Source organism: Phyllobacterium sp. T2-21 (assembly GCF_055378485.1).
Window position 1 is genome coordinate 3560283 of sequence record NZ_AP027912.1, and the last position, 14552, is coordinate 3574834.

At 61.7% G+C, this 14552-nt stretch carries 15 protein-coding genes; 8 read left to right on the forward strand and 7 right to left on the reverse strand.

Annotated elements, in window-relative coordinates; translation table 11 throughout:
* Window positions 1–17: 17 nt before the first annotated feature.
* The gene (locus tag ACZ5FP_RS17645) at window positions 18–821 is read right to left on the reverse strand and encodes an N-formylglutamate amidohydrolase (RefSeq protein ID WP_464661436.1); all 804 of its coding nucleotides are present in this window, start codon (window positions 819–821) and stop codon (window positions 18–20) included.
* 135 nt (window positions 822–956) lie between these two features.
* On the opposite strand from ACZ5FP_RS17645, the gene ACZ5FP_RS17650 reads away from it, so the two are divergent.
* Together ACZ5FP_RS17650 and gndA are read left to right on the forward strand one after the other, a co-directional pair.
* Window positions 957–1790, forward strand: a complete 834-nt coding sequence (locus ACZ5FP_RS17650; RefSeq protein ID WP_464661437.1) for a MurR/RpiR family transcriptional regulator — start codon at window positions 957–959, stop codon at window positions 1788–1790.
* Window positions 1791–1880: 90 nt separating this feature from the next.
* A complete protein-coding gene (gndA, locus tag ACZ5FP_RS17655) occupies window positions 1881–3299 on the forward strand; it encodes an NADP-dependent phosphogluconate dehydrogenase (RefSeq protein ID WP_464661438.1) in 1419 nt (472 codons plus the stop codon).
* A 68-nt stretch (window positions 3300–3367) separates the two neighbouring features.
* On the opposite strand, the gene ACZ5FP_RS17660 is transcribed toward gndA, so the two are convergent.
* Both ACZ5FP_RS17660 and ACZ5FP_RS17665 read right to left on the reverse strand, forming a co-directional pair.
* A complete protein-coding gene (locus tag ACZ5FP_RS17660) occupies window positions 3368–4366 on the reverse strand; it encodes a GlxA family transcriptional regulator (protein WP_464661439.1) in 999 nt (332 codons plus the stop codon).
* Window positions 4363–4926, reverse strand: a complete 564-nt coding sequence (locus ACZ5FP_RS17665) for an isochorismatase family protein (protein ID WP_346307194.1) — start codon at window positions 4924–4926, stop codon at window positions 4363–4365. The genes ACZ5FP_RS17660 and ACZ5FP_RS17665 overlap by 4 nt, the downstream gene beginning before the upstream one ends.
* Before the next feature lie 428 nt (window positions 4927–5354).
* On the opposite strand from ACZ5FP_RS17665, the gene ACZ5FP_RS17670 reads away from it, so the two are divergent.
* Complete coding sequence (locus tag ACZ5FP_RS17670; protein WP_464661440.1) at window positions 5355–5963, forward strand: alpha/beta hydrolase; 609 nt, start codon at window positions 5355–5357, stop codon at window positions 5961–5963.
* Between the two features lie 33 nt (window positions 5964–5996).
* On the opposite strand, the gene ACZ5FP_RS17675 is transcribed toward ACZ5FP_RS17670, so the two are convergent.
* Window positions 5997–6626, reverse strand: a complete 630-nt coding sequence (locus ACZ5FP_RS17675; RefSeq protein ID WP_464663340.1) for a GNAT family N-acetyltransferase — start codon at window positions 6624–6626, stop codon at window positions 5997–5999.
* 84 nt (window positions 6627–6710) lie between these two features.
* Complete coding sequence (gene odc2 / locus ACZ5FP_RS17680; protein WP_105731891.1) at window positions 6711–7844, reverse strand: ornithine/lysine decarboxylase; 1134 nt, start codon at window positions 7842–7844, stop codon at window positions 6711–6713.
* A gap of 541 nt (window positions 7845–8385) precedes the next feature.
* On the opposite strand from odc2, the gene ACZ5FP_RS17685 reads away from it, so the two are divergent.
* The 4 genes from ACZ5FP_RS17685 (at window position 8386) to ACZ5FP_RS17700 (ending at window position 12330) form a co-directional block, all read left to right on the forward strand.
* Window positions 8386–9576: an amidase gene (locus ACZ5FP_RS17685; RefSeq protein ID WP_464661441.1), complete on the forward strand. Its 1191-nt coding sequence runs from the start codon at window positions 8386–8388 to the stop codon at window positions 9574–9576.
* Between the two features lies 1 nt (window position 9577).
* Entirely contained in the window at window positions 9578–10477 is a 900-nt protein-coding gene (locus ACZ5FP_RS17690) for a LysR family transcriptional regulator (protein ID WP_464661442.1), read from the forward strand.
* Between the two features lie 112 nt (window positions 10478–10589).
* Complete coding sequence (locus ACZ5FP_RS17695; protein WP_346307210.1) at window positions 10590–11204, forward strand: DUF1007 family protein; 615 nt, start codon at window positions 10590–10592, stop codon at window positions 11202–11204.
* A gap of 4 nt (window positions 11205–11208) precedes the next feature.
* The gene (locus ACZ5FP_RS17700) at window positions 11209–12330 is read left to right on the forward strand and encodes a nickel/cobalt transporter (RefSeq protein WP_464661443.1); all 1122 of its coding nucleotides are present in this window, start codon (window positions 11209–11211) and stop codon (window positions 12328–12330) included.
* Between the two features lie 12 nt (window positions 12331–12342).
* Here ACZ5FP_RS17700 and ACZ5FP_RS17705 read toward each other — a convergent pair whose 3' ends face one another.
* The gene (locus tag ACZ5FP_RS17705) at window positions 12343–12555 is read right to left on the reverse strand and encodes a hypothetical protein (protein WP_464661444.1); all 213 of its coding nucleotides are present in this window, start codon (window positions 12553–12555) and stop codon (window positions 12343–12345) included.
* 61 nt (window positions 12556–12616) lie between these two features.
* A complete protein-coding gene (locus ACZ5FP_RS17710) occupies window positions 12617–13291 on the reverse strand; it encodes a GNAT family N-acetyltransferase (RefSeq protein WP_464661445.1) in 675 nt (224 codons plus the stop codon).
* Window positions 13292–13382: 91 nt separating this feature from the next.
* Here ACZ5FP_RS17710 and ACZ5FP_RS17715 point away from each other — a divergent pair, with 91 nt between their 5' ends.
* Window positions 13383–14552, forward strand: coding sequence for a pyridoxal phosphate-dependent aminotransferase (locus ACZ5FP_RS17715; RefSeq protein WP_464661446.1), 1170 nt, complete (start codon window positions 13383–13385; stop codon window positions 14550–14552).

Here is a 14552-nt window from a genome sequence, read left to right on the forward strand (position 1 = left end):
ACGTCAGATACCAATCCTTATGCGATCCTGTTTGCAGCCTTCCTGGTTGTGGAAAGCGGCCCCTGGGCAATTTCCTTCAAAATGGCCGAGAGGGTCCCGGCCCATGCTTTTTCTTCTTTGGGTGTGGTGATGAGATCGTTGCGGATCTCGATCATCACCGCGGCAAGCCCTTGCGCCGACGCATGGCGTTCAAGCGTGTAATAGACCCGGTCGGCGGGCGAATAGGGCTCATTGATGCCGACGCAGTATTGATCGAGCGCCTGCAGGCCCGCAATCAGCGGTGCGGCAACCTGATCGTATTCGTCATGGATGATGCCGATGTGCCAGGGCCGCTCGACCCCGCGATAGACCGGCGTGAACGAATGCACCGCCACATAGACCGGCGCCGGAAAGCCCTTGCGCGCACGGTCCCGTGCCAGTTCTTCGATAGCCGCGTGATAGGGCTGATGCGACAGCGCGATGCGCCGCTGCCTTTCCGCCGCATCGAGCCCCGTATTGGCAGGCACCGTGGTCAATTCGCTCGTGGCCGGGATGAGATCAGGCGCCTCGAGCGGCCGGTTGCAATCGATGATCAGCCGCGAGACGCAGGATTCAACCAGCGGCGCATCCAGCAGCGCGGCCATCCCCTGGCTGACCCCCAGCGCGCCGGGGTCCCAGGCGATATGCTTTTGCAGATCGTCCGGCTCAAGGCCGAGACGGCCATAGGGCGCGGGAATGTGGTTGGAAGCGTGATCGCAGAGAATGACAAACGGCGAGCCACCATCGGGGTTGGATACCCGGACCGGCTCCCAGACACTGTGCGTGGCCTGCGATAATCCCATTTTGCCCTCTTCGGCAATTTGTACTTTGTATTACATTTTGTATTTTTATTTCCACTCACGTATGATTTGATACACAAGTCACAAAATTGTCAAATGCGAAAATTGCGTTTCTTGACTTTGACCGAAAGAAGTTTGATGGGAACAAGCATTTCCGAACTGATCAGCGAAAAAATCGATGCGATGTCGACGTCCGAACGCAAGGCCGCGCAGACCCTCATCGCCAACTACCCGCTGATCGGCCTGCGCACGGTGGCGGAGTTTTCGGCGCAAGCGGGGGTCAGTTCACCGACGATCCTGCGTTTCGTCTCGCGTCTCGGCTTTCAGGGCTATCCGGAATTCCAGCAGGCCCTGCAGCAGGAGCTGGCAGCGCAGATCCAGTCGCCGCTCAACCGCGCGACAATCATTCAGTCATCCAAGGGCAGCGCCGCTTACCCCCTGATGGAAGCGGCCATCGAGAACATTCGTGAAACATTTCACCATCTCTCGACGCAGCAGCTGGACGACGCGACGGAGGCGCTCAGCCGCACCCGCACCCATGTCTATCTGCTCGGCGGCCGCTTCACCGATCCGATCGCCATCTACATGGCGGCACATCTGAAGATCATCCGTTCCGGCGTCACCCATCTCACCGGCCAGGAAAGCAACTGGCGCGACCAGCTGATCGACATGGGCAGGAAGGATGTCCTCGTCATCTTCGATATCCGCCGCTATCAGGAAAGCCTCATCCGCTTCGCCGAGAAGGCGCAGGCGCGCGGTGTCGAGATCGTGCTGATCACCGACCAGTGGCTGTCCCCCATCGCCCGCTTCGCCCGCCATGTCATCGCCGGGCGCACGGCCGTCCCCTCGCCCTGGGACTCCTCCACCACGCTCTTCCTGATGGCGGAAACCCTGATCGCCGGGGTGACGCACAAGCTGCAGAACAGCAGCGCCGAACGCATCCGCGACATGGAACAGTTGCGTGATGGCTGAGATTGTCATTGCCCGGCAGGCACATTGATATACAAATGCTCACCCGGGCTCTGGGCCTGCGTTCGAATCGAATAAAGCAAGGACATAATCATGCAGCAAGCTGACATTGGATTGATCGGCCTTGGCGTCATGGGTGCCAATCTCGCGCTCAATATTGCCGAAAACGGTTATCGCGTCGCGGTTTACAACAGGACGGTGGAAAAGACCCACGCCTTTCATCAGGAAGCGGGCGCCCTCAAAGACAAGATCATTCCCTGCGAAACGCTGGAAGACCTGGCCAAGAACATCCGCGCACCCCGCCCGATCATCCTGATGGTGAAGGCAGGCGAGGCCGTCGATGAACAGATTGCAGCGCTGAAGCCCTTCCTTGCCAAGGAAGACATCATCATCGATGCGGGCAATGCCAACTTCCACGATACGGTCCGCCGCCTGAAGGAACTCGGCGCCAACGATCCGACCTTCGTCGGCATGGGCGTTTCCGGCGGTGAGGAAGGCGCACGGCATGGCCCATCGATCATGGTCGGCGGCACGCCCGAATCCTATGCGCGGATCGAGCCGGTCCTGACAGCCATTTCGGCGAAGTATGAGGGCGAATCCTGCGCCGCGCTGCTCGGCCCCGATGGCGCCGGTCACTTCGTCAAGACGATCCACAACGGCATCGAATATGCCGACATGCAGATGATCGCCGAAATCTACGGCATCCTGCGCGATGGTCTCGGGCTGTCGCCGGTTGAAATCGGCAAAATTTTCGACACCTGGAACAAGGGCCCGCTCAATTCCTACCTGATCGAAATCACCGCCAAGGTGCTCGCCGCCACCGACACGGAAACCGGCAAGCCGGCCGTCGAGATCATCGTCGACAGCGCCGGCCAGAAGGGCACCGGCCGCTGGGCCGCCATCGAGGCGCAGATGCTCGGCATCCCCGCAACCGGCATTGAAGCGGCGGTTGCCGCGCGCTCGATTTCCGCGCTGCGCGACGAACGCGCCAAAGCCGCAAAAGCCTATGCCTCGCTCGGCACGCCCAAGCTTGCGGGCACCGACCAGTCCTTCATCGATGCGCTGGAACAGGGCCTGCTGGCCGGCAAGATTGCCGCCTATGCGCAAGGCTTTGCCGTCATGTCAGGTGCTTCGGCCGAGCATGGCTGGAACATCCCGCTCGACACCACGGCGAAAATCTGGCGCGCCGGCTGCATCATCCGTTCGCAGTTCCTCGACGAGATCGCCTCGGCTTTCGCCGGTGGCGGCCAGGACAATCTGCTGCTGGCGCCATCCTTCGTCGAACGCATGAAGACAGCTTCGACGGCGTTGCGCGATGTGGTTGCCAAGGCGGCCGTGGCCGGTCTGCCGACCCCGGCGCTCGCTGCAGCTCTCGGCTATTTCGATGGCTACCGGCAGGCGCGCGGCACGGCCAATCTCATCCAGGCGCAGCGGGACTTCTTCGGCGCGCACGGCTTCAAGCGCGTGGATAAGGAAGGCGATTTCCACGGCCCATGGTCGGATGTCGGCTGACAATATCAAGCGCTAAAATGATTGCCTGAAACCGCCTCCGCCAACGGGGCGGTTTCTTTTTGGGTTGATCACGGCGTTCCCCGCGCCCCGCTCGGCGGCGTGGCGTGGATGCGGCCCCACGCCCGGCGCAGCTGCCGCGCCGAGGCAAAACCCGTGCGCTCCGCCACACCCTCCATATCCAGCCGCGTATGGCTGAGGATTTCCTGCGCCAGCGCCACCCGCAGGCGGTTGAGATAATCGGGAATGCTCATTCCGGCATGTTCGTTGAACAGCCGCGACAGGTGCCGCGGGCTGGTTGCGGCGATATCCGCCAGGCTTTCCAGCGTCCAGTGTTGCGCCGGGTCGGCGGCGAGCCGGTCCTGCACCCGGTGGATCGCCGGGTGGATGTGATTGCGTCCGTCCAGCCATGGCGACCATTGCGGATCGGTGCCGCTGCGCCGGAGATAGACCACCAGATAGCGCGCGACGGCCACCGCGCAGGCCGGACCGGCCATCTCGCTGACCAGATGCAGCATCAGGTCGATACCCGCCGTGATCCCCGCACTCGAGTAACGGTTGCCATCCTCGACATAGAGCCGGTTGTCCAGCACCCGCGCCGTCGGCACCAGTGCGCGCAGCTCGTCAACCGAAGCAAAGTGCGTGGTACAGACGCGGTCGTCGAACAGGCCGGCACGCGCCGCCAGCAAGGCGCCGGAGCAGATCGTCACCAGTGTCTGGGTTTCCCCCAGATGCGCTTTCAGCCAGGCGACAATGTCCGCATCGCGGTGTCCATGCGCCTCCGCCCCGCGGCTCGCCGCCGTGTCCAGCAGCGTCGTGGTATCGCCTGCCAGCATGATCATCGCATCATCCGGCACATGGTCGGGCAACGGCCCGATGCCGCTGATGGTCAAGCCGATGGACGTGGTGACACTGGCGAGCGGGCCGACATAGCGCACGTCGAAATGCACCGCGTCCTGTTCCAGATTGGCCTTGCGCAGCACCTCCACCGGTCCGGCAATATCCAGCAGCAGCGCCCTTGCGGGCACCACCACCAGAACATCGATATGCAGGGATTGCTCGGGCTTCATGCGGCCAGCGCCTGCCCCGCCCCGTTCAACGCCTCGTCGACCGTCACGATCCGGGCAAAGCGCCCGGCCAGCACCAGCTCGGTACGGGCACGGATCTCGTCGGCGCTGAAGGTGCGCCCGGCGGCATTGGTCATGGCGAAGGTCAGCGTCGCCTCGGAGACGTAATCGACGGTATAGCCGAGATCCGAGGCATGGCGCGTGGTGGTCTCGCAGCACTGTTCGGTGCGGATACCCGACACCAGCAGCTTGCGGATGCCGTTCTCGGTCAGCCAGACATCGAGCCCGCTGCCGACAAGCGCACTGTGCCGGGCCTTGTGGAACACGACATCGGCTTCGAGCGAAACCGGTGCCAGCGGCTTGATGAAGCCGGAGTCCAGTGCAAACGGGCCATCGCCGTCGACATGGAAAATCTGGATGACCGGCAGGCCGGCAGCCTTGGCGCCATCGATCAGCCGCTGGATATTGGCAATGAAAGCCTGTGCTTCGGCCTCGTTCCAGTAGGCGCGCTGGCGGAAGGATTCCTGCACGTCGATGACGATAAGAGCGGTATCTGCGGACATTTCTGGCATCTCCTGTGTGTTGATATCCCAACAGTACAACGCGATGCAATCGGCAGATACGCATGCAGCGGACGAGAAGCGGACAAAAAAGGACATCGATTGCATTCCTTTGCACTTCCATCTGGTGCGTGGTTCGACAAGCTCACCATGAGGGAAGTGGAGGATTGCAGGGAGCCGTATTCTGCAACATTGCAGAATTGGCCTCGCAGCCAACTCACCTCCCTCATGGTGAGCTTGTCGAACCACGCACCAACTCTATTGCAAGCGTTGTCAAAGATTAAAGAACCATGCACGCTCACTGTCTCCGCCACGGAGACAATCCATCAAGCGGCGGGCAGCTTCCGCGATGGCATCCGGCGTTCCATATGTGAGGCAACACAGTGCAATCCATGGCCCAGATGCAAAGGCACCGGGCGGAAGGGACGGATATGTCGACGCATTCCTATCAGCATCGCGTCCATGCGGCGCAAACCCCGAACAGCCCCCTGTTCTTCGTCTTTCACGGAACGGGCGGCGACGAGAACCAGTTCTTCGATTTCGCCCGCCGCCTGATCCCGTCAGCAGGTATCGTCTCGCCGCGCGGCGATGTCTCGGAACATGGTGCCGCGCGCTTTTTCCGCCGCACTGCCGAGGGCGTCTACGACATGGACGATCTCGCCGTGCGGACACGGGCCATGGCGGATTTTGTCAAAGCCCATAAGAACGCTGCCAATCCGTCCGACGTTGTCGGTCTTGGCTATTCGAACGGCGCCAACATTCTTGCCTCGGTCATGCTGGAGCAACCGGAGCTGTTTGACACGGCCATCCTGATGCATCCGCTGATTCCGTGGACACCGGCGCCCCAGCCAAAATTGGCGGGAAAGCGCGTGCTCATCACCGCCGGGCAGCGTGACCCGATCTGCCCGCCTGACCGCACACAGGCGCTGGCGGATTATCTTGCGGCTCAGGGAGCGGATGTGCGTATTGCCTGGCATCCCGGCGGGCATGAAATCCAGCAGAGCGAGATCGGCGCGATCCAGGAATTTCTGACCCGCTAAACAAAAAGCCGGCCAAAGGGCCGGCTTTTCCATTCAGGCGGAGAACCGCAGCGACACTGGAATGATCCGCATCGCCCGCGACGAGCGGCGGCCTTTCGATGTCAGCAGGCCCTTGGCGCCATCCAGATGCCCCGGCTTCAATTCAAGCGCGAGGAAGCGGCGGCGTTCGACCGGACCCGGCATGGCAAGCCCTGCCGTCTTCGCGCCGGTGAAGCCGAAGCGTTCGTAATATTCAGGGTCGCCGACCAGGATGACGGCGCCGTGGCCGAGCCGGGCGGCTTCCTTGATCGCATGGCGCATCAGCGCCGAACCGATGCCGAGATCCTTCGATGCGGGATCGACGGCAAGCGGTCCGAGCAGCAGCGCGCGCACGCCCTTGCCCGCCGCGTCATGGCCGGCCTGGATGTCCCAGAGGCGCACGGTGCCGAGCAGCGCACCGCCCGCGCCGCGCGCCGAGAAGGCAAGACCTTCCGACGGCAGGCGGCCGCGGCGCAGCTTTTCCGACGACTTGCGGCGGCGGCCCTCGCCCATGGCGCGGTCGAGCAAATCTTCGCGCGCCTTCTCGTCCTGCGGCAGTTCGTTGATGATGGCATAGGCACCCGCGCCGGCGAAATACAGGCCGTCGGGTACCAGGTTCTGTTCGATGTTTTCTGCTGCGTCCATTGTCTCGACCAATCGTGTCATGTGCGTGTCACCGCTGCCCGGCGCGTTGCCGGGCAGAATGTTTCAACCGGGCTTGAAGCCGGTTTAGATGACGTATGATCGGAGTGGTTCGAAGCCGTTGAAGGCCACAGCGGAATAGGTCGTGGTGTAGGCGCCTGTTCCCTCGATCAGCACCTCATCGCCGATGGTCAGCGAAATGGGGAGTGGATAGGGGTTCTTTTCGTACATCACGTCGGCGGAATCGCAGGTCGGACCGGCCAGCACGCAGGGTTCGCTGCGATCGCCATCCCGCGGGGTGGTGATCTGGTAGCGAATGGCTTCGTCCATGGTCTCTGCCAGGCCGCCGAACTTGCCGATGTCGAGATAGACCCAGCGGACATTGTCGTTGTCGGCCTTCTTCGAAACCAGCACGACTTCCGCCTTGATGACACCGGCATTGCCGACCATGCCGCGGCCGGGCTCGATGATGGTCTCGGGCAGGCGGTTGCCGAAATGCTTGCTCAGCGACTGGAAGATCGCCTGGCCATAGGCCTGTGCGGTTGGCACGTCCTTGAGGTAACGGGTCGGGAAACCGCCGCCCATGTTGACCATCTTGAGCGTGATGCCTTCCTTGGCCAGCGCATCGAAAACCTGCTTGGCATCGCCCAGGGCACGGTCCCAGGCAGCCAGGTCCGTCTGCTGCGAACCGACATGGAACGACACACCGTAGGATTCGAGGCCGAGCTTCTGCGCCGCGCGCAGCACGTCGACAGCCATGGCCGGCACGCAGCCGAACTTGCGCGACAGCGGCCATTCGGCGCCGGCACCATCGGTCAGGACACGGCAGAACACGCGGGCGCCGGGAGCCGCACGGGCGACCTTTTCGACTTCTTCGACGCAGTCGACGGCGAACAGGCGGATGCCGAGTTCGAAGGCGCGGGCAATGTCCCGTTCCTTCTTGATGGTGTTGCCGAAGGAAATACGGTCAGCCGATGCACCGGCATCGAGCGCCATTTCGACTTCCGCAACCGACGCGGTGTCGAAGTTCGAGCCGAGCGAAGCCAGCAGGCGCAGGATTTCCGGCGCAGGGTTGGCCTTCACGGCATAGAAAATCTTCGAGTCCGGCAGGGCCATCTCGAAATTATGGAAATTTTCGCGCACGACTTCGAGGTCGAGCACCATGCAAGGGCCATTCGGGCGTCGGGTATTGATGAAATCGAGAATGCGCTGTGTAGCCATCTTGGGTCTCCAATCGTGACGGCACTTCCGGCCGCCTCAACAAGTCGCGATCGCAGGGGTTTCTCCCCCGTATGACCGCCAGGACAAAGTGCGTGAATCCATCTCGCGCGAAGCCAGCCTTTGGAGATGCTGGAAACACGGACAAGTTCATGCGGCGATGGATCTACGCTAAGCCAGCGTTGATCCGCTTTGTCTGCCTTGGTTTGGATGATGCCATCCGCACTACCGGCAATGAAGGTGTGCCTCTTCAGTAATTCCGGCTTGTGGACAGCCGAAAGACACCAGAAAGGCCCGCACCGTCGTTGCTTCAAGATGTCCTCAGTCTGGCAGTAGGCCGTCAAACTGACTGGAGGGGTTAGTTCCAGGTACCATACCGTTTCTTCACCATAATGAAGATCGGCGGACACCCATGGGGCACGTGCGACTTTGGGCAAGGGCGATATAAGTCCAAACTTGTGTCCAATCAATGACAAATCTCGCATCCGCGAATTTTTTTTATTCATTGAACAAAGGGGGTCAAATCACATAGAATCATTGAACGATGAGCACGATTTCGCCCCTGAATGCCCTGCTGAATCTGCCTTTTCAGGCCTTTCCATCCGTGGAGGGCCCGCTGAGCGGCTATACGCTCGCTGTCAAGGATATCTTCGACGTGGCCGGTTTGCCGACGCAATGCGGCAATCCGGCGAAAAATCACGAATCAGCCGCAAGTATTACCGCGCCGTCGGTGCAGAAACTGCTGGATTCCGGCGCCCGTTTCATCGGCAAGACGCAGACGGACGAGCTGGCGTTTTCGCTGATGGGGCAGAACAGCCACTACCCCTTTCCGGTCAACCCGAGGGCACCGGACCGGGTAACCGGCGGATCGTCGTCCGGTTCCGCCTCGGCCGTGGCCGGCGGGCGGGCCGACATCGCCACCGGATCGGACACCGGCGGCTCGATCCGCGCCCCGGCGAGCTTCTGCGGACTGATCGGTCTGCGCACGACCCACGGCCGCATATCGCTTGCCGGCACCATGCCGCTTGCCCCCTCGCTCGATACGTTCGGCTGGTTCGCCCGCGACAGGGACCTCTACGGCAAAGTCGGCGCGGTCCTGCTCGGACCGGACGCGGTCGATTTCAAGCTCAGCCGCCCGCTGTTCATCCCGCTGCTCGAACACTACCTGCTCGGCGAAGCGGAGGATGCGGCCTTCCGCGCCATGTACCGGCACGTCGCCGCCCATCTCGGCCACGCCAGATCCGCCCGCCAGTCCACAGCCTCCATGGACGATCTCTATCTGTGCTTCCGGCAGATCCAGGGCTTCGAGGCCTGGGCCAGCCATGGCGCCTGGATATCGGCAGGGGATCGCCAGCTTGGCCCCGGCGTCAAGGACCGCTTCGACTATGGCGCGGCCATCGATACGCAGACCTATGAGGCACAGACCCGGCGCCGCGATCTCTTCCGCCGCGAACTTGCCGATGTGCTCGGGGATGACGGCGTCATGGTCCTGCCGACCGTTCCGGGTGCCGCGCCCCTGGTCAACTCGTCCTTCGACGAACTGCAGACTTACCGGGAACGCGCCCTGCACCTGCTCTGTCTGTCCGTCCTTTCGGGCTTTCCGCAGATCACCTTGCCGCTCGGCGCGGTGCACGGCGCACCTTTCGGCATTTCCTTGCTTGGCCCCAAGGGCAGCGACAGCGCCCTCATCCGGCTTGGCAGCGCCATCCTGTCCGCCGCGGAAGGAAACCACTGACATGGACACACTCACCCGGATGCGGGCCTATATCGATGTGGTGGAGGCAGAAGGCTTTTCCGCCGCAGCCCGGAAGATCGGCCGCTCCAAGGCGCTGTTGTCCAAATATGTGCGGGAGCTGGAAGACGAGCTCGGCGCGCTGCTGCTCAACCGCACCACCCGGCAATTCTCGCTGACCGAAGCCGGGCACACCTATTACCAGCGCGCCAGCGAAATCCTGCGTGAGGTGGAAAGCCTGCAGGAAACGGTGCGTGAATCGAGCAGCGACATCAAGGGCCGCATCAAGATATCGGCGCCGCGCACCTTCGCCGATGCGGATATCGGCCAATGCCTGATCGACTTCTGCGTCGCGCAGCCGGATATCATTCTCGACGTGCGCCTGGATGACCGGTTCGTCGACCTGGTCGAGGAGGGTTTCGATCTTGCCATCCGCATCACCCGGCTGCAGGATTCCTCGCTTATCGCCAAGCGCATCGCCCCCTTCGGCACGCTGCTGTGCGCCTCTCCCGATCTGATCGAGCGGGTCGGGCGTCCGACCCGCCCCGAACAGCTGGCGTCCCTGCCCTGCATCATCGATACCAACAACCGCTCGCGCAACAACTGGCAGTTTCTCAACGACAGCGGCCCGACGATTTCGGTTCAGGTATCCGGCCAGATGGAAATCAACAGCCCGCTGTCCACCCGCCGCGCCGTGCTGGCCGGGCTGGGATTCGGCTCCATGCCGGATTTCATCGCCAGGCCGGATATCGAGAGCGGCAGGCTGGTCAGTGTGCTCGAGGAATTTTCGCTGCGCGATGGCGGAATTTATGCGGTTTACCCGCACCGCCGCTATCTTCCGGCCAAGGTGCGCGTGCTTGTTGACTATCTGGCAAAATGGTTCAAGGACAACCGCAGGGCGTGAATATGTTATATCGTCCCAATTTCGACACGTTCGGAATGTCCTTTGCGCTCATGTTACAGGCGGAATAATGCACCAAAGATTCGCGATTTTCATCGCAACCCTCGCAGCAGGCATGATGATCGCCTCACCGGCGTATGTGCACCCGCATGTCTTTGCCGAAGCGCGTCTTGACGTCACCATCAATCCCGACGGAACCGTGCAGAAACTCGGCCATGTCTGGCGTTTCGACGATCTCTTTTCCAGCACCGTCCTCGTCGAATTCGACAAGAACGGCGACCTGAAGCTGGACGAGAAGGAACTGACCGACCTGGCAAACACGATCAACGCGTCGATTTCCGAGTTCGACTATTTCCAGACCGTGACGCTCGACAACAAGAAGGTCGTCATGGCGCCGCCTGAGCACCTGATCGCGGATTTCCAGAACAACCAGCTGCTGATCATCTTCGAGAGCAAGCCGAAGCAGCCGCTGAAGCTCGGCAAGGTCACCAGTTTCGGCGTCTATGATCCGACATTCTACACCGCCATCGACTACGTCAATGACAGCGATATTCATGTCACCGGCCTGCCCGCCAACTGCAAATCCAAGGTGGTGCGGCCCAATCCGGATGAAGCGCTTGCCGCCAACCAGGCGACGCTGACCGATTCTTTCTTCAACGACCCATCCGGGACCAACATGTCGAAAATCTTCGCGACCAAGCTGGAAATCGACTGCCCGGCAAAAGGATAAGATGATGCGGAAAACACCCCTTGTTTGTGCCCTTATTCTCGCAGCGCTGTTTGGCGGCCACGCATGGGCGCAGACCTCGTCGCTCGGTATCGGTTCGAACGAGGTGGCGATGCAGCCGACCGGGCCTTTCGCTGAAATCATCCTCTGGATCAACATCCAGCAGCGCAATTTCTACCTCGCCATGACCCATGCGCTCAAAGCCATGCGCGAGGACCCCTGGCAGGCCTCGGTGCTTGTTGGCCTCTCCTTCCTCTACGGCATCCTGCATGCGGTCGGCCCCGGACATGGCAAGGCGGTGATTTCCTCCTACATGCTCGCCAACGAGACCACGCTGAAGCGCGGCATCCTGTTGTCCTTCGCCTCGTCCATGCTGCAGGCCATCACCGCGCTGTTCATCGTCGGCCTGGCCTGGCTCGTACTGCGCGGCACCACCGTGTCGATGAACGACGCGGCGCGCTATATGGAGATCGCCAGTTTCGTCCTGATCATCGCCTTCGGCCTGTCCCTGCTCTGGCGCAAGCTGCCGCTCCTGTTCGGCCCGCGCGTTGCCCATCTCATGCCGGAAAAGCACGATCACGGTTCCGTCCTGACCGACCACCACCACGATCATCATCACAGCCATGACGATGACTGCGGCTGCGGGCATGACCATCACGATCATGGCCACCACGATCACAGCCACGCTGCGCATGCGCATGGTCACACCCACCACACGCACGATCATCACGATCACCATCACGCAGCGGGGGAAGTCTGCGCCACCTGCGGGCATTCCCATGCGCCCGATCCGGCGATGCTCGGCGGCGAGTTCAACTGGAAGACCGCATGGTCGGCCATCGTTGCGGTGGGCCTGCGCCCCTGTTCCGGCGCGCTGATCGTGCTGACATTCTCGCTGCTGAACGGGCTGATGCTCGGCGGCGTGCTCTCGGTCTTCGCCATGGCCTTCGGCACCTTCATCACCGTGGCGGTGCTGGCGACGCTGGCGGTGACGGCCAAGAATGTTGCCTTAAGAATTTCCGGCGGCGGCGCGCTTTCAACCCGCGTTCAGAACACCATCGAAGTCGGCGGTGCGCTGTTCATCGTGCTGGTCGGCGTGCTGCTACTAACGGCGGCGCTGCGTTTTTAAAGGAAAGACTCTCTAGTCCTTGCGGCGCTGGCTCCTGCCACGCAACCAGAACACCAGAAAAAAACCGACCACAAAGACAGCGGCGAAAATGCCTGCAAGCACCGGCGAGCGGGTACCCAGCGCGATCATCATGTTGGGCATGTAGAACGCGGCAAACCCGAAACCAAGCATGATACAGGCTGCGGCGATGGCAGCATTGCGGCTTTTGGGATCACTCACGGTCATTGTCTTTCCTGGGGCACAACTGTCGCAGCCTTTTTAGCCCCGTTGCGCCCGAACGCAAGCTCTAACCCGCGCGCAAATCCTCAAGCCGCCTGATCTGCAACCCGTCCGCATCGAAATTGTCCGGCGACAGCCATGCCTGATAGGCGGCTTTCAGCGCCGGCCATTCGCTGTCGATGATCGAATACCATGCAGTGTCACGATTCTCACCCTTCTGCACCATGTGCTGGCGGAAAACGCCCTCGAAGGTGAAGCCGAACCGCTCGGCCGCCCGCTTGGACGGCTCATTGGCATTGTTGCATTTCCATTCGTAGCGGCGATAGCCGAGCGTATCGAAGATATAGGAGGCGAAGAGATACTGCGCCTCGGTGGCCGCCGGTTTGCGCGAGATCAGCGGTCCCCAGTAGATGTTGCCGATCTCGATGACGCCGAACGTTGGATCGATGCGCATCAGGGTTTGCCGCCCTGCAACCTTGCCGGACTTCTTGTCGATGACCGCAAAGAACAGCGGATCCTTGCTGGCCGAAACCTTTTCCAGCCACGCGTCGAATGCCGGGCGGTCGCCCGCCGGCGTTTCGAACAGATAGCGGAAACGGTCGGCCGCATCCGCAACGCTCGATGCCGCGTAAAGCCCGTCGCCATGCCTGGCGGCATCCAGCGGCTCCAGAGTGACGTATCGCCCCTCGATGGCTTCGCGGGCGGGCAGAGGGCGCGGTGTCCAGTCTTTGAGATCAGTCATGCTAGCGGACCTGTTTTGCATATGAGTATTTGACTCCATACAATCGGAACCGCACAAAGCAGAAGACATAAATTGTATGTGAGACAAGATAATGCTGCGTACCATCTCCGGTTTCGACCGTATCGGTGAAGAAAATGCCTTCGCTGTTCTCGCCCGCGCCACCGCCCTCGCCGCCCAGGGCAAGGACATCATCAATCTCGGCATCGGCCAGCCGGATTTCAAAACACCCGCCCATATCGTCGAAGCCGCCATCAAGGCGCTCAGAGACGGCCATCACGGCTATACGCCGGCAACCGGACTGCTCGCTACGCGCGAGGCCGTGGTGCGCCGCACGCTGACCACCACGGGTGTCCAGGTCTCGCCGGAGAATGTCATGATTGTCCCCGGCGGCAAGGTGACCATGTTCGCCGCCATCCTGATTTTCGGTGAACCCGGCGCGGAAATCCTCTACCCCGATCCCGGCTTCCCGATCTATCGCTCGATGATCGAATTCACCGGCGCCACCCCGGTTCCCGTGCCGATCCGCGAGGAGAACGGCTTTGCCTTCTCGGCGGAAGAGACGCTTGCGCTGATCACGCCCAAGACGCGGCTGCTGATCCTCAATTCACCCGCCAATCCGACAGGCGGTGTCACCCCGAAGGCCGAGATTGAAAAACTGGTCAAGGGGCTGGAGGCGCATCCGCATGTCGCCATCATGTCCGACGAGATCTACGACGTGATGACCTATGACGGCGAGGAACATTGCTCGCTCCTGACCTTCCCGTCGATCCGCGACCGGCTGATCGTGCTCAACGGCTGGTCCAAGACATGGGCAATGACCGGCTGGCGCATGGGCTGGTCGATCTGGCCGGACAGCCTTTATGACAAGGTGCGCAAGCTCGCCGTCAATTGCTGGTCCTGCGTCAACGCCCCCAGCCAATATGCCGGCATCGCCGCCATCGACGGCCCGCAGGACGATGTCGAAAAGATGTGCCGCGCCTTCGACAGCCGTCGCAGGATCGTGGTCGACGGCCTCAACAGCCTGCCCGGCATCAGTTGCGCCACGCCGAAGGGCGCGTTCTATGCGTTTCCCAACATCAAACAGACGGGATGGCCGGCCAAGCAGTTGGCGGCGGCCTTGCTGGATGAAGCCGGTGTGGCGCTGATCGGCGGCCCCGATTTCGGCATTCTCGGCGAGGGCTATATCCGCCTCTCCTACGCCAATTCGGAGGAAAACATCCTGCGCGCCATCGAACGCATCGAACGGTTCCTCGCCAGATAG